Raw genomic sequence first — 13,986 nt, 5'->3', positions numbered from 1 at the left:
GGGATGAAAAAAGAGAGAAAACCTAAAATTGTTATCATGGGAGGTGGAACTGGACTTTCTGTTTTATTAAGAGGATTAAAGCAATATCCTGTTGATATTACAGCAGTTGTAACAGTAGCCGACGATGGAGGCAGTTCAGGTAGACTACGTGATGAGCTAGAAATTCCACCTCCAGGTGATATTCGTAACGTACTTGTTGCGTTATCAGATGTAGAACCATTAGTGGAAGCTTTATTTCAGCACCGTTTTACAACTGGAGACGGGCTGAAAGGTCATGCGTTAGGCAATTTACTATTGGCAGGTATGACTTCGATTACAGGAGACTTTTACCACGCGATTACGGAAACGAGTAAAGTATTAAATGTCAGAGGACGTGTATTGCCAGCAGCGAATCAAAGTGCGGTACTTCATGCAGAATTAGAAGATGGAGAAATTGTAACAGGTGAATCAAAGATTCCTTATTTCGGAAAGAAGATTAATCGTGTCTTTTTAACTCCAGAAGATGTAGAACCGTTATGTGAAACGTTGACGGAAATTAAACGAGCTGATTTGCTTGTTTTCGGTCCAGGAAGTCTGTACACAAGTATATTACCGAATTTAGTTGTTAACAAAATTGGAGACGCTGTTCTTGCTGCGAAAGCGAAGAAGGTATATGTATGTAATGTTATGACGCAAGCGGGCGAAACGATGGGTTATACTGCGTTTGATCATGTGCAGGCGTTACATGATCATTTAGGTAAACCATTTATCGACACTGCGATTGTAAATAATCGTGATATTCCTCGTGAATTACGTAAGTTATATGAGGAAGAAATGTCGGAACCAGTTGCACTGGATACAGATCGTTTTGCTAAACATAATATCGAAATCATTCAAGATCAATTAGCGAAATATGATGATCGTGTTGTAAGACATGATACATTAAAGTTAGCTTCTATTTTATATTCATTGTTATAAATGTGCGTTGCCTCGTTTGAGGTAACGCTCCTCATTCATATAGGACAAGATTTTTGTTCCAGATTAATAGTATAAGGAGGTGTTGACTGTGTCATTTGCATCAGAAACAAAGAAAGAGTTGACCAACCTTGAAATGAAGGAATGCTGTGAGAAATCAGAGTTATCGGCGTTGCTTCGAATGAACGGATCGCTTTCTTTTTCAAACCGTCGCCTATCTATTGATATTCAAACGGAAAATGCAGCAATTGCAAGAAGGATTTATACGCTTTTGAAAAAAGGATATGATGTGACGGTAGAATTACTTGTTCGTAAAAAAATGCGATTGAAGAAAAATAATGTATATATCGTGCGGCTTGTTGAGAAGTCTCGCGAAATATTAGCAGATCTTCACATTGTTCGAGATGACTTTTCGTTTATTCGAAATATATCGCAGGAATTAATCGAGAAGAAATGTTGTAAACGATCGTATTTACGTGGTGCATTTTTAGCAGGTGGTTCAGTAAATAACCCAGAAACATCATCTTATCATTTAGAGATCTTTTCGTTATATAAGGAACATAATGATTCTATATGTGAACTGATGAACGGATTTGATTTAAATAGTAAGACGTTGGAAAGAAGAAAAGGGTACATTACGTATTTGAAAGAAGCTGAAAAAATTACAGAGTTTTTAAATATTATAGGTGCTCATAATGCACTTTTAAGATTTGAAGATATTCGAATTGTTCGCGATATGCGTAATTCAGTAAATCGTTTAGTTAATTGCGAAACAGCTAATTTAAATAAAACAATTGGTGCAGCGTTAAGGCAAATTGAGAACATCCGCTATATTGATGAGACGGTTGGGCTTGATATTTTGCCAGATAAATTAAGAGAAATTGCACAGTTACGAAGAGATTATCAAGATGTAACATTGAAAGAGTTAGGTGAGATGGTATCCGGGGGGAAAATTAGTAAATCGGGTATTAATCATCGTTTGCGTAAAATCGATGAAATTGCAGAGAAATTACGCGCGGGGGAAACAGTAGCAAAAAAATAAGAGGTTAAAGGGGAAATGGAGCTGTGGTTCAAAAGTTGGTTAAAGTTGCATTAAAAAACGGCTTACAAGCACGTCCGGCTGCGTTGTTTGTACAAGAAGCAAATCGTTTTCATTCTGATATTTTTATTGAGAAAGATGGAAAGACAGTTAATGCAAAGAGCATAATGGGGATTATGAGCTTAGCAATCGGAACTGGTAGCATGATTACAATCACAACAGAAGGTTCAGATGCAGAAGAGGCTTTGGAAGCATTAGCTGCATATGTACAATAAAAGGCTATCGCGAATGTGCGATAGCTTTTCTGTATTTTGTTGTTTATTTGTGAGTTGAGTTTAATTGATGGGAGTACATGATAATAAATAAGCGCCCTGTAATAGGGCGCTTCCGCTTTTAGTTATATCTAGCTCCAGCGGCTAGAATCTCCGGTCGTTTCGCCCCTTCATTCGAGGCAAAAAGCGCCTCGGAATCAGGGGCTCCATCGCCCTACGATTCAGAACGAGCCGCTTCTGCTTTTAGTTATTAACGATTTGTAAAGATCTTATCGATTAAGCCGTATTCTAGAGCTCTTTCTGCTGTCATGAAGTTGTCGCGGTCTGTGTCGCGTTGTAGAACTTCAAGTGGTTGACCTGTGCGGTCAGCAAGAATTTGGTTTAATTTTTCACGTAAGAATAGGATACGTTTTGCAGCGATTTCGATTTCAGTCGCTTGACCTTGTGCACCGCCGAGTGGTTGGTGAATCATTACTTCACTGTTTGGAAGTGCGTAACGTTTTCCTTTTTCACCTGCTGCAAGTAAGAATGCACCCATAGATGCAGCCATACCGATACAGATTGTTGATACTTGTGGTTTAATAAACTGCATTGTATCGTAAATTGCCATACCAGCTGTGATAGAACCACCAGGGCTGTTGATATAGATGTGAATATCTTTTTCTGGATCTTGAGATTCCAAGAATAAAAGCTGGGAAACGATAGAGTTTGCTACGTTGTCATCAATTGCGCTACCAAGCATAATGATGCGGTCTTTTAATAGTCGAGAGTAAATATCGTAAGCGCGTTCTCCACGATTTGTTTGTTCAATTACTGTAGGAATTAAATTCATCTGTTATTTCCTCCTTTAAAAGCTTTCTTAGTCTTATAATACAATTATGGTCAATGAAGGTCAAACGAAACCACTTTAAATCAAAAAATATGTAGTTGTATCATGATTTATTCGCTATGTTTTTAAAATCCCCTGCTTATGTATCTTCAACATCATAACCGAATTACATAAATTTAAACGTGATTAAAGGTGTAGAAAAGGCAAAAGAACGCCTTTTTACTGAAGCGTTCTTTCGGTATTTATTCTTTTAAAAGATAGGTTACCTTATTTAAAATTGTTTCGACTTGTTTCGCGTTTTTACTATACATATCACTCGCTGATTTTGATTTCGTTTCTAAAGAGAATAATTCAAGATCAGCATGGCATTTCTTTAAAGATGCTAATAATAAAGGCTTGTTTTGAGGGGAAGGCATTTGGAGTTTATCATTATAAATATCGATAGTAAGTTGTCCGTATGAGTCAACTTGACCGAGAAAGACATTTTCAATGACAACACCGAGTTTTTCTAATTCGGAATGTAACCAAGCACGGTTATGTCCACTAGAGGAAAGAGGCTCATCTAATACATTTCCATCCATAATAACAGTTTGTGGTTCTTTTTCATTCGGTACTTTTAAACCGATGTCTTTTGCTGTGAGTGGCTGGCGATCTTTCTTCAGTAATACATTTAACTCTCCGCTCGGTTCTAATACTGCAAATTCAACATCAGCTACGCTGAACGCATCTTTTCCTCGGAGTAGTTCAAGTAATTCGTCACTTGTATATTTTTCTTTCTTTAAGTTATCTTCGAGTATTTTTCCATCTTTTATTAATACGGTAGATTTCCCTTCAAAGAAGTCCCGAGCTGTTTTGTTCTTTAAGGAGAGGATTCCTGTGAAAAAAGGTACCACAGCGAAAATGAGTATCGCAAAGACGCCGTGGAAAAATTTTGAATCGAGCCCTGTAGATACTTGGGCAGCGATGTCACCGATTGTCATTCCGGCTATGTATTCAAAAAAGGAGAGCTGAGAGATTTGTCTTTTCCCTAACCATTTCGTAATAGCGAATAAAATGATTAATATGAATACAGAGCGAAGAATAACGAGTGTCCATTCGGGCAGGTGAGACATAGTCATTTCCTCCAGTCTACTTAAAACCCTTTATATTGAGGTTCTTCACGTTCTAATACTGAAATTCTATCCTTTAAATCAGCGATGACGCTGTCCATTTCTAACATACATTCATGAAATACGCGTTTTGATTCTTCGTCTTGTGAATTTAATGAAAGGGAGCTTAAACTTGCTTGAGCCCCTCTTACACTGGCAAGGCAAGTTTTTACGCTAGCGATAACAGTCATGACAACACCTCTTATCCTTTCGGTTTAAATAGCAATGCTCCAATGAAGCCGAAAATAATCGCTGCTGATACACCTGCGCTCGTTACTTTAAACATACCGGTAATAACGCCGACAATTCCGTGTTTTGCAGCTTCTTCCATAGCGCCGTGAACGAGGGCGTTACCGAAACTTGTAATCGGTACCGTTGCCCCAGCTCCAGCGAAATCAATTAATGGTTCATACAGATTGAATCCATCTAATATAGCTCCAGCAACAACGAGTGTTGCCATTGTATGAGCAGGAGTAAGTTTACCGACATCAAACATAAGTTGACCAATTACACATATAAGTCCACCAATGACAAAAGCCCAGAAAAAAATCATTGCATTGCACCTCCAAATTCAATCGAAACAGCGTGAGCGATACACGGAATCGTTTCTTCTTGTTGGAATGTAATCGGAGATAGTAAAGCACCTGTCGCGACAACGAGTATCCTTTTGAATTCTCCTTTTTTCATTCTATTTAATAAATGCCCGTACACGACTGTTGCTGAACAGCCTGGGCCACTCCCGCCGGCTATTACAGGCTGACCTTCTCTGTAAATGAGTAGTCCGCAATCTTGAAATTGTTCACTTGTTACTTTTGTTCCATGTTTATGTAGTAAGTCGTAAGCAATTTCGCGTCCAACGTGTCCGAGGTCGCCTGTTACGATTAAATCGTAGTGAGATGCATCGAGATTTCTTTCTCTTAAATGAGCTTCAATTGTATCGACAGCAGCTGGAGCCATCGCGCCTCCCATATTAAATGGATCTGTTAGTCCCATATCAATAACTCGTCCAATGGTGGCCGATGTTACTTGTGGACCATATCCAGTGTCGCTTAAAATAGCCGCGCCTGCACCGGTCACTGTCCACTGAGCCGTAGGAGGTTTTTGACCACCATATTCAGTTGGATAACGAAATTGTTTTTCCACGGCAGCGTTATGGCTTGAAGCTCCAGTTAATAAATATTTTGCGCCTTTTGCATTTACGATACTTGCACCGAGCGCTAAACCTTCCATAGAAGTAGAACAAGCACCAAATAATCCGAGATAAGGTGTGCCAAGTGTGCGGCATGCAAAGCTCGTTGGAGTTATTTGATTAATTAAATCCCCTGCGAGTACGAATTGAATATCGTCTTTACGGAGCTTTGCCTTTTCGGTAGCGCGGCTACAAGCTTCTTCAAATAAAATTTTATGCGCCTTTTCGTAAGAATCTTGTCCGAGCCATAAATCTTCATGCAGGGTATCGAAGTCTTCAGGGATTTTTCCATTTGCTTCAAATGGGCCGCCGACTACACCTGTTGAAATGATAACTGGTTTGTTTTCGAATACCCATGTTCGGTGTCCTTGTAACATTTACAGCCCTCCCCATTGAAAGAGAATCGTTTTAATAAGAGCGATGACAAAAGCTGAAAATACGCCAAATAAGATGACCGATCCTGCTAGTTTAAACATGTTACCACCAACGCCGAGAACGAATCCTTCTGTCCGGTGTTCAATACATGCGGCAATAACAGAGTTACCAAATCCGGTAACGGGAACTGCGGTGCCAGCACCAGCAAATTGCCCAAGTCGATCGTAGACGCCAAATCCCGTCAGTAGCATAGAAATAAAAATAAGAGTGGCAACTGTAGGATTCCCGGCAGAGCGTTCAGTGAAATCAAAATAAGTAATATAAAAGGTGGAGATTAGTTGGCCTATTAGACAAATGAATCCCCCGACGAGAAAAGCTTTTATACAATTTTTTAAAACGGGGCGCTTCGGTTCGCGCTGTTGTTCGAATTTTTTATATTCTTGTTGTACAGGCGTTAAATTTTTATCTTTACTAGACATTTGAATCCTTCCTTCTCTTTTAGAAAGCTTAAATATTAGATCCCATTTCTGATTGAATGAGTTTCAATTGATCTTTAATACCATCTTTACTTACTTTCTTTTTCTTAATTTTGTTTTCAAGTTCTTCTATGAGCATATAGATCTTTTTGTCTGTACTTACACGAATATCGAAAGTAGGATTTTCATCACTTAGCTTCTTTTTTAATTTACTTCGTAAAGGTTTTAAACCAAATCTTTCGTGATGTTCAGGTTTGACGGCTATGTAAAGATCTAAATTTGTATTAACTGCGGTAGCTTCTATAATTCCCTCCATAGCGAGAGCTTTTTTCTTAGCTTCTTGCGATATAGATTGATTAAAGGATTCTGTACTCATTTTTGTTAACTTAGGGCCCTTGTCTTCTTTCGTTCGTTTTGCTTCTTCTTTCTTTACCTTTTTATCTAACGGGCTATTGTCACATCCGGGAAGTGAACCGAATAGGAGCATAAATAACGCGGTTATGATTCCGAGTTTTCGCATTATAATCATTCCATTTCTATTGCATTATGTAATGTGAGAGAAAAAGGATGATTGCATATCATCCTTTTTCTCAAATTGTGTACCATTAGATGAAATGGTACTTTTGGTTATTGCTGTGTGTATTGTGGTTCTTCTTGTTGGACTTCTTCAACACGTGGGTTTAAAGAATCAATAATTGTTTGTGTTTGCTCTGCAGCTGTTTGGAAAAGTTGCTTTGCTTGTTGGTTATCCGTATCAAGAGCGAATCCCTCTAAGCTAGCTTGTGCACTTTTTAATCCAGAAACAGTTTGCTTTAGTTTTGTAATTACAGTCATTGAATGAAGCCCCCTTTGGAATATCAATTCAAAAGTTATAATTTGTGAATTGGGGTGAATTTATGATTGGGAATTTTAGGGATGTAGCATGTGTAGATTACAATTTTGTAATGAATATGTAAGGATAAGCGATAGTGGAAAAAAACTTTTTCTTCTAGAATAAAGAAAGTAAGTAAGGCAAGTTAAAAGGATATTTTAAGGAGAGAAAAATGAAGAAATTATTATTAGGTTTAATTGGAATTTTTATATTAGTTATTGGTGTGGCAAGCTTTTCTCATAATGAGATAACGGATAGATATAACCCGCTTGTAAAAGAGGACTGGGTATACGTAAAAGCAAAGGAATCTGGTCGACTAACCAGAATTGGAGAAGTAGCTGGAGACTATAAACTTACTGGTTATTACGCTTCAGGTGAAGAAAGAGATGTTAAGTTTTATGCCCCTAATGGCTTAAGAGAGGGAGCGTATGTGCAGGTTAAAACAAAAGGGGAATATATTGAAACATACCAAGAAGTACAGCCGAATGAAATTCCAAAAGAGATTAAAGAGAAACTAGATAAATAAAACGGTTAAGAATTGCCTCCTAAATGTAGAGATTAGGGGGCGTTTTTATGCAGAAAAAAGCGTATATATAATGTGTTATCAAAGAGTTTTTATTGATTTAAATGGTTTTTATTGCTATTATTATGAGAAGAAAATGAAGTGTATTTTATAATCATGCGCCCATAGCTCAGTCGGATAGAGCGGTGGTTTCCGGTACCACGTCTGCCGGGGGTTCGAATCCCTCTGGGCGCGTTTTATACCGCGAAAGTCTTACTCTATATACATTCCTTTGCGAAACCTTTTGGATAAACGTCATGTATTATGCGTTACTATGACACGTTCTAGTCTAAAACGGAAAGGTTTATGATATTAAGTAAGCGTCACTTAATAACGTTAATAACACGTAGAAAAAATGGCAGTAAGATTAGGGAAACCCCTTGTATGTGATTAGAAATAATCATGTACAGGGGGTTTTTTCGTTATGAAAAGAGTTAAAAGACGTGCGATTGGAAAACGTCGTGACATCGATACAGACATCGTTCTCTTTAAGCCTTCTATTACGGTTAATAGGGCGTTAGAACGTGTTATGGACATTTACGTTTCAGAAGGATATAGAGAACGTACCGTAAGTGATTATAGAATGTTTTGGGCGGAGTTCATTAATATTATTGACCGTCAACTCATTGCCGATGTTACGAAAGATGATATAAGGAAATACGTGAATCATCTATTAACCACGGATAGTGGAATATATAAGCAACTACTACTAGCAACGATAGAGGAAAAAGAGATTTATACCAAATATAGAGTAAGATCTATACGGAGAATGAAGAAATAAGGTATATAATTATAAGTAAGTAGTAAAGGAAGGGGGGGTTATTTGAAGTATTGGGTGGGTATTTCGGTATTTTATATTATACTTTCGATCGCTGCTTATTCTGATATAGAAAGTAATAAAAAAGAGGAAAGGTTTGCTTTAATTAAGAGGGCTACTTTTAGATTAGCATGCTTCTGGATTTTAATAGGCATAGGAACGGGAGTAGTAAACTTGTTTTCATCACCTGAGGATACAAGGGCAAAATGTACTACAGATAGTGATTGTCTACGTAAATTTGGTGACCTTGAGTCAGAAGATTATTATCTAGATGATGATGATTCGCCAGGTGGGTCTGGAAATTCTAATCCGGGTATACATTCAGTAGATGGTTACTATAGAGGTGATGGAACATATGTTAAACCGCATATTCGTTCCAATCCGGACGGAGATCCTAGTAATAATTTAAGACCTTAAGCTGTAGAAGAAGATTAGCAAAACTGTACATAAAAGCAAAGTTAATAGCGTCAGAATGCGAATCTCATCGACGTATTTTGGCGTTTTCTAGGGAAGAAGATATCGCTTTGCTGATTCGTAGGGAAAACGTCCCTATGATAGATTTTAATTGCAGCAGCGACAATATTATTCGATTCTTTAAAAGTATATTTTACACGTGGAGATCTTGCAGGGGGCAGGATCTTTTTTTATGGTTAGAAACCAATCGGTTTGGTTAAGTTATTTAAATGTTAAATCTTAAGGAAGATACTTTAGTTAGGGGGAGATCTAATGGAGGAGGATTTAGAGAAGATTAAATGGCCCGATTCTGAAGGGATAGAGAGAAGTGTAGCATATAGGCGTGCAATTGATTTTATTTTAAGAGATTGGTTTGATACTAAATTAAATTATTATCTAGAGAAAGATATTAATGATTTTCCAGTGGATGAAGTAGAAAAAGAGTTGCCGATGTTCAGGAAACATTTAATGTACTATAATCAATTTATTGGCCAGAATTTCGATGTTGCTTTTGATGCATAACTCTCACGACTTGAATTGAGAATTGAATATTTAAAACTGGAAGATATGTATAGTAGCGTTTATCGTAATCGCAGGTAATTGTATATAAAAAAAGAAGCCCAACTAACTCGGGGTGTTGAGTCAGCTGGGCTTTTTGTGTTGCTATTTATTTTACGGGTAAGTACTCCAGATCGTCCGGATTAGGTGATTGTTTAATAAACCTGTTAGCTTCTGCATTAGTAACAGCTAAATAAACATTGTTATGAAACATTCGTTCACCGTGTTTAGGTGCGAGATCTAGCGGGAATCCGCTTAAAGGTTTTGCGACGCCACCATAACTTAGTACGTGCTGTAGCTTTAGATCTGCAGTCTGGAAGTCATGTAGCGGCTTGGATTCCTCCAGGATCGCTTCTAAGTAGGCACGCTTGGCCTTTAGGATCTGTGCAGCTGTATTGCGCTTTTCCTCGTTAAAAGGGATAATGAAGCCGCGAGATTCTTCTACCTTCTCGGCAATAAAGCGATCTTTAATGTTATGATAAACAACTAGATCCTCTTGCTTATCCTGGATTTGATCCTGTAGCTTGTCAATTAGCTGTTTTAGTTTGTTTGTTTCAGTTGGATCACCACTTAAAATACGGGACGCAATAGCTTTGGGATATTCTTTTTCAGTTACAAATTGTAATTCTAGTTGCAAATCCTCTATTTCTTTTTCGCAATCCGTGATCTGTTTTTCAATCTTTTCTAGTTAATCCGTAAATGCTTTTTCAAATTCAATTACTCTTTCTCTGATTGTACGCGACTTTGTAGTGCTTCCCAAATTAATTCCTCCTCTTTTTCTCCTGGTTCAACGATCCTCATATAATCAAGTGCCTCTACCATACGACGTGTATCTGCTAATTTAACGTTTCTAGCAACGCATCTATCGAACCTGTAGCCGAATAATTCATATTCAAACAGGCGAACCGTATTAGATACGTTAGGTACTGGATGGCCTGGAATTACGACCGTTAAGCAAGCTTTAAAGTTATATGCAGAAAGAGAAACAAATGGCTTAAGTGTTAATGATATAGTGAAAGCTACTGGTGTACCGCGTTCTACTATTTATGTGAAAATTAAAGAATATAATTATTAAAAAGAAAACGGCTGGACAAAACAGTTGTTTCATTTGTCCAGCTAGTTACTTAAAGGAAATACTATAGTGTTTCCTTTAAGTAAATTGAGATAATATAACAAACTAAATAATTTAGGGTTAGCGTCTAAGTAAGAGTCACTTTTCAACTAACATTTATCATTATGAATTCCGCACTAAGAGTTTATGAGGTCAATTTATATTAATTGATAACAAAAAATAATAGGGGAATGGTATGAATTCTAGCTTTGATAAAGTGAAATATTATTATCATTTGACTTTATTTTAATGGTAATAACTATTGGGTGTTTGTGACCAGCTGTTTACCTTGAAGAAAATCAGCAAAGAACCCGTAGATTGCATCTAGTTCTTGATAACCATTCTGGTATAACCATTCTGCTATGTATAGTCCGTCACGAATCTTGTTATATCTCATTGAATACTTATTTAAAACTGCTTCAAGAACCATACTAGCTTTAACGTCTTCAATTTGATTGTTACAGCCTTTTGGATAAAAGGTTTTGTTATCTTTATCATCTAGGAAATTTTGTATAGACTCTTGTATATCTTCTATCTTAAATTCCTGTTCTGGATTATGCTTTTTAATTAAATCATATATAGCTTCTGGTCTTAAGAAATAGTTTTCTATCTCTCTTCGAGGCAAAATAACAACTTTGCCTTTATATGTCTCTTCTAATTCTTTTATCTTTTCTGGAGTTTTTTCATCCTTATCTAGCATTATTGTGTAAGGAATAGGTGAGTTAGATATAGCATTAAAAATAGACTCTAATTTACTTGAATTATTAGTCATTGCACTTCGTTTCGTAAACTCCCTGTCAGTTCCATTTAAGCTAATTATTTTATAGTTAAAACCAATTTGCCTAAAACCGTTTTTTTCAAAGATGAGAGGTAAAATATTTTCTTCAGTTGGTCCCTCAACAAAAATTACACGATCAGAGAATGAAAAGTCACTATTACTAATGCCTAAATCATCTAATACTTCATTTATATTGGTCATTTCTACATAACTTGAAATGTTCTTTTCTTTTTTTACAAAATAAGTTGTTTTCTCAACTGGATAATTTATTAGTATTGGTGAATGTGTTGAGAATATATATTGATTTCCTGTATTGCTTACTGCTAAATCATAAATAGATTTTTCAGCATGTGGATGTAAATAGAGATGAGGTTCATCAAACAGTATAATCCTTTCTCTTTTTGAATGAATTAAACAAAGTAATATAAGTGCCTGTGTATAACCGCTTCCGCATTCTTCTAACGGTATAATTTTAGAATAATTGTCAAACTCTAACATGACCCTAGTGAAACTTTCCTGTTCTGTCTCATCGTAGTCAATATATGTATAGATACGTGTAACATCAGGAAACATTTGGATAAACTGTTTTTGAATTTCATCAAATATCTCTCCATAATTATTTCTTAATGTATACAAAACGGTATATAAGTTTGACGCGTTAGAATCTAAATCTATGTTGGGCTTTATTAACGCTGGAGATTTAATTTCCCTATGAACACTTATAAATACTATTGAGTTTTGAAGCAGTGATAGAAATGCTTTCTTAAATTTCTTTATTATTTCATCATTTGAAAGGGAAGTATTTTCAAATGCAGTGAATCCTTTTAGGGATTCAGCAGTAAATGGTCTAAATACCGAGGGGTTAGTCTTATATCCGAAAAAGCCTATTTCGTAAGACAGAATTGTATCATCTTTAATTAGTAGGTTTACTTGATAATGTCTTTCGGAAAGAGTAAAATCTTCTGATTTTACTCCACATAAAGTTTCAAATTCAGATTTATTTAGTAAGACGGCAATAGTTAGTAGGTAAAACTCTGCACTTTGAAAAGTATCTTTATTGTGTTCTTTCATAAATTTATTAAGTTCGAATGGTACCTCATTCTCCATTAATGAACACTGACAGACTTTAGATAAAGCCTCTAAAACAGCTGTTTTTCCTGCGTTATTACGACCTGCTAAGATGTTAATGTGTGTGATTGTTCCCTTCTCTCTAAAGGATAGTTTGGAATAGGTAATACTTTTAAATCCTGCTATCTGTGTCTCTACGATTCTCATCTGGTTCGTCCTTCCTCTAAATTCTTTTTCAAAAGTACATCATGAATCTATATCTAACATTATATACAATGAATACAGTGTTTTTGTACTATTGATTTACTAACCTTTTTGATAGGGATTTTTTTATTCGTATTTTTTACGCAATAGTTCATTAGTAGTGAATACACAGAGAAAGCTAACTATGTCAGCTAGCTTTTTTTGTTGTGGCAGTGTTTAATTGATATTTACTAAACATAGAAAAAACACCCAACGCTGCAAATGTATAAAGGGTGGTTCTAAGAAAAAAGTAAAACTTCTTTTTAGCAACTAACCATATTGGGATAGACGTTACTGATCGGTAGGGTGTTGGTCGTACTCTGACTAATTTTATATATGAATTAATGAATGAGTTATTTTAAATAAAGGCCATGGATATATTCCTTAAAACACAAGGCAAGCTGCAGGAAGCAGAGACTGCTATTTACAGTAAAGAACGCAGCCACAGCAGCCCAGGAACTAGAAGATCCACTAGGACTATAATATACATTACATATTTCATATGGGAATACGACGTTATATGATATAGCACAGCACATACAGCACTGATACATAAGTACTGCACACACAGCGTACACACGATAGTAAGCGATAATAATTGCGTATTCCTAACAAGAAATAAACAATACAAGACAGAGGTGGGAGTATAGGACTATATAGCACTTATATGATTGCTGCTTCCATTTACCAAAATGATGATCAGTTTATAGTACCTCCACCACCAGGGGGCTACTGGGGCTATAGTAGGGGAAACAGGGTCTTGAGAATTTTTGCATCATTTTTCACAACCCGGACGAGTGAATATTCGAAAAATAGTTATAATGGAAGTGCTACTTCTTTTATCTGTTTCACAGAAGTCATCTCCAATAATGCCAAATCTAAAAGCAGGCAGTAGCTGAGCAGACAGGCGTATGGCAAAAGGGGCGTTGCTATATGCTTTTTTATATGTATTTACTAAAACCCTCAAAAGTTTTTTATTAACTTATTTATTATATCCGTGGCAGTTACTTCTATATTTGATAGGGGGAGGGAGGAACTCTAAAAACAGCTAAACATACATAACCATCCTTACTAGAAAGCTTCATAACTCTTTGTAATTATTAATGAGAGAACTATTTTCGTATGTTTAATGAAAGAAATTCAAATTGAATAAATATTAAAGAAGGGATAGGGAATAAAATGAGGAAAAAGTTTTTGTATGGTGGCATAGCCACTTTATTCTTGGCTAGTCCAATAATAACTA

At 36.3% G+C, this 13,986-nt stretch carries 17 protein-coding genes, 1 tRNA gene and 1 pseudogene; 9 read left to right on the top strand and 10 right to left on the bottom strand.

Features of this window, described 5'->3' with window-relative positions; all coding sequences use genetic code 11:
* Nucleotides 1-3: 3 nt before the first annotated feature.
* The 3 genes from mgfK (at nucleotide 4) to KI356_RS05460 (ending at nucleotide 2,268) form a co-directional block, all read left to right on the top strand.
* Nucleotides 4-957 carry a gluconeogenesis morphogenetic factor MgfK gene (gene mgfK / locus KI356_RS05470; protein ID WP_212934993.1) on the top strand — a complete coding sequence of 318 codons (954 nt, stop codon included), beginning with the start codon at nucleotides 4-6 and terminating at the stop codon, nucleotides 955-957.
* A gap of 88 nt (nucleotides 958-1,045) precedes the next feature.
* Entirely contained in the window at nucleotides 1,046-1,996 is a 951-nt protein-coding gene (gene whiA, locus KI356_RS05465) for a DNA-binding protein WhiA (protein ID WP_002016082.1), read from the top strand.
* A gap of 23 nt (nucleotides 1,997-2,019) precedes the next feature.
* Nucleotides 2,020-2,268: an HPr family phosphocarrier protein gene (locus KI356_RS05460; protein WP_002124065.1), complete on the top strand. Its 249-nt coding sequence runs from the start codon at nucleotides 2,020-2,022 to the stop codon at nucleotides 2,266-2,268.
* Between the two features lie 247 nt (nucleotides 2,269-2,515).
* Here the strand turns inward: KI356_RS05460 and clpP are convergent, their stop codons facing one another.
* From clpP to KI356_RS05420, 8 genes are all read right to left on the bottom strand, one after another.
* On the bottom strand, nucleotides 2,516-3,097 hold the full coding sequence (gene clpP / locus KI356_RS05455; protein ID WP_001049163.1) for an ATP-dependent Clp endopeptidase proteolytic subunit ClpP: 582 nt from the start codon (nucleotides 3,095-3,097) through the stop codon (nucleotides 2,516-2,518).
* A gap of 239 nt (nucleotides 3,098-3,336) precedes the next feature.
* The gene (locus tag KI356_RS05450; RefSeq protein ID WP_128281857.1) at nucleotides 3,337-4,206 is read right to left on the bottom strand and encodes a DUF421 domain-containing protein; all 870 of its coding nucleotides are present in this window, start codon (nucleotides 4,204-4,206) and stop codon (nucleotides 3,337-3,339) included.
* A gap of 20 nt (nucleotides 4,207-4,226) precedes the next feature.
* A complete protein-coding gene (locus KI356_RS05445; RefSeq protein WP_000215909.1) occupies nucleotides 4,227-4,433 on the bottom strand; it encodes a DUF1657 domain-containing protein in 207 nt (68 codons plus the stop codon).
* An 11-nt stretch (nucleotides 4,434-4,444) separates the two neighbouring features.
* Nucleotides 4,445-4,795: a stage V sporulation protein AE gene (gene spoVAE, locus KI356_RS05440; protein WP_000575919.1), complete on the bottom strand. Its 351-nt coding sequence runs from the start codon at nucleotides 4,793-4,795 to the stop codon at nucleotides 4,445-4,447.
* On the bottom strand, nucleotides 4,792-5,808 hold the full coding sequence (gene spoVAD / locus KI356_RS05435; protein ID WP_128281858.1) for a stage V sporulation protein AD: 1,017 nt from the start codon (nucleotides 5,806-5,808) through the stop codon (nucleotides 4,792-4,794). The genes spoVAE and spoVAD overlap by 4 nt, the downstream gene beginning before the upstream one ends.
* Nucleotides 5,809-6,285, bottom strand: coding sequence for a stage V sporulation protein AC (spoVAC, locus tag KI356_RS05430; protein ID WP_071748034.1), 477 nt, complete (start codon nucleotides 6,283-6,285; stop codon nucleotides 5,809-5,811).
* Between the two features lie 28 nt (nucleotides 6,286-6,313).
* A complete protein-coding gene (locus KI356_RS05425) occupies nucleotides 6,314-6,802 on the bottom strand; it encodes a YhcN/YlaJ family sporulation lipoprotein (protein ID WP_212934992.1) in 489 nt (162 codons plus the stop codon).
* A gap of 107 nt (nucleotides 6,803-6,909) precedes the next feature.
* Nucleotides 6,910-7,116, bottom strand: a complete 207-nt coding sequence (locus KI356_RS05420; RefSeq protein WP_002124076.1) for a DUF1657 domain-containing protein — start codon at nucleotides 7,114-7,116, stop codon at nucleotides 6,910-6,912.
* Between the two features lie 209 nt (nucleotides 7,117-7,325).
* Between KI356_RS05420 and KI356_RS05415 the strand changes: the two genes are divergently transcribed.
* From KI356_RS05415 to KI356_RS05395, 5 genes are all read left to right on the top strand, one after another.
* The gene (locus KI356_RS05415) at nucleotides 7,326-7,679 is read left to right on the top strand and encodes a YxeA family protein (RefSeq protein WP_128281861.1); all 354 of its coding nucleotides are present in this window, start codon (nucleotides 7,326-7,328) and stop codon (nucleotides 7,677-7,679) included.
* Between the two features lie 155 nt (nucleotides 7,680-7,834).
* Nucleotides 7,835-7,910: transfer RNA gene (locus tag KI356_RS05410), tRNA-Arg, on the top strand.
* 229 nt (nucleotides 7,911-8,139) lie between these two features.
* Nucleotides 8,140-8,496 carry a phage integrase N-terminal SAM-like domain-containing protein gene (locus KI356_RS05405; protein ID WP_238486177.1) on the top strand — a complete coding sequence of 119 codons (357 nt, stop codon included), beginning with the start codon at nucleotides 8,140-8,142 and terminating at the stop codon, nucleotides 8,494-8,496.
* Between the two features lie 42 nt (nucleotides 8,497-8,538).
* The gene (locus KI356_RS28125) at nucleotides 8,539-8,949 is read left to right on the top strand and encodes a hypothetical protein (RefSeq protein WP_238486176.1); all 411 of its coding nucleotides are present in this window, start codon (nucleotides 8,539-8,541) and stop codon (nucleotides 8,947-8,949) included.
* A 309-nt stretch (nucleotides 8,950-9,258) separates the two neighbouring features.
* Entirely contained in the window at nucleotides 9,259-9,507 is a 249-nt protein-coding gene (locus KI356_RS05395; protein WP_212934991.1) for a hypothetical protein, read from the top strand.
* A gap of 145 nt (nucleotides 9,508-9,652) precedes the next feature.
* On the opposite strand, the gene KI356_RS05390 is transcribed toward KI356_RS05395, so the two are convergent.
* Complete coding sequence (locus tag KI356_RS05390) at nucleotides 9,653-10,180, bottom strand: hypothetical protein (RefSeq protein ID WP_212934990.1); 528 nt, start codon at nucleotides 10,178-10,180, stop codon at nucleotides 9,653-9,655.
* 312 nt (nucleotides 10,181-10,492) lie between these two features.
* On the opposite strand from KI356_RS05390, the pseudogene KI356_RS05385 reads away from it, so the two are divergent.
* A pseudogene (locus KI356_RS05385) lies at nucleotides 10,493-10,618 on the top strand (TetR family transcriptional regulator); the annotation flags it as partial.
* Between the two features lie 295 nt (nucleotides 10,619-10,913).
* On the opposite strand, the gene KI356_RS05380 reads toward KI356_RS05385, so the two are convergent.
* Nucleotides 10,914-12,707: an ATP-dependent nuclease gene (locus KI356_RS05380; RefSeq protein ID WP_238486175.1), complete on the bottom strand. Its 1,794-nt coding sequence runs from the start codon at nucleotides 12,705-12,707 to the stop codon at nucleotides 10,914-10,916.
* Nucleotides 12,708-13,986 lie beyond the last annotated feature (1,279 nt).

Origin of the sequence: Bacillus hominis (assembly GCF_018332515.1) — a bacterium.
GTDB lineage: Bacteria > Bacillota > Bacilli > Bacillales > Bacillaceae_G > Bacillus_A > Bacillus_A hominis.
This window is presented reverse-complemented; position numbering and strand designations above follow the sequence as displayed.

What these genes read in the sequence shown, in the direction of transcription:
- mgfK (WP_212934993.1), top strand. Translation starts at nt 4, where the DNA reads ATGAAAAAAGAGAGAAAACCTAAAATTGTTATCATGGGAGGTGGAACT.
- clpP (WP_001049163.1), bottom strand. Translation starts at nt 3,097, where the DNA reads ATGAATTTAATTCCTACAGTAATTGAACAAACAAATCGTGGAGAACGC.
- KI356_RS05450 (WP_128281857.1), bottom strand. Translation starts at nt 4,206, where the DNA reads ATGTCTCACCTGCCCGAATGGACACTCGTTATTCTTCGCTCTGTATTC.
- KI356_RS05445 (WP_000215909.1), bottom strand. Translation starts at nt 4,433, where the DNA reads ATGACTGTTATCGCTAGCGTAAAAACTTGCCTTGCCAGTGTAAGAGGG.
- spoVAE (WP_000575919.1), bottom strand. Translation starts at nt 4,795, where the DNA reads ATGATTTTTTTCTGGGCTTTTGTCATTGGTGGACTTATATGTGTAATT.
- spoVAD (WP_128281858.1), bottom strand. Translation starts at nt 5,808, where the DNA reads ATGTTACAAGGACACCGAACATGGGTATTCGAAAACAAACCAGTTATC.
- spoVAC (WP_071748034.1), bottom strand. Translation starts at nt 6,285, where the DNA reads ATGTCTAGTAAAGATAAAAATTTAACGCCTGTACAACAAGAATATAAA.
- KI356_RS05425 (WP_212934992.1), bottom strand. Translation starts at nt 6,802, where the DNA reads ATGCGAAAACTCGGAATCATAACCGCGTTATTTATGCTCCTATTCGGT.
- KI356_RS05420 (WP_002124076.1), bottom strand. Translation starts at nt 7,116, where the DNA reads ATGACTGTAATTACAAAACTAAAGCAAACTGTTTCTGGATTAAAAAGT.
- KI356_RS05415 (WP_128281861.1), top strand. Translation starts at nt 7,326, where the DNA reads ATGAAGAAATTATTATTAGGTTTAATTGGAATTTTTATATTAGTTATT.
- KI356_RS05405 (WP_238486177.1), top strand. Translation starts at nt 8,140, where the DNA reads ATGAAAAGAGTTAAAAGACGTGCGATTGGAAAACGTCGTGACATCGAT.
- KI356_RS05395 (WP_212934991.1), top strand. Translation starts at nt 9,259, where the DNA reads ATGGAGGAGGATTTAGAGAAGATTAAATGGCCCGATTCTGAAGGGATA.
- KI356_RS05380 (WP_238486175.1), bottom strand. Translation starts at nt 12,707, where the DNA reads ATGAGAATCGTAGAGACACAGATAGCAGGATTTAAAAGTATTACCTAT.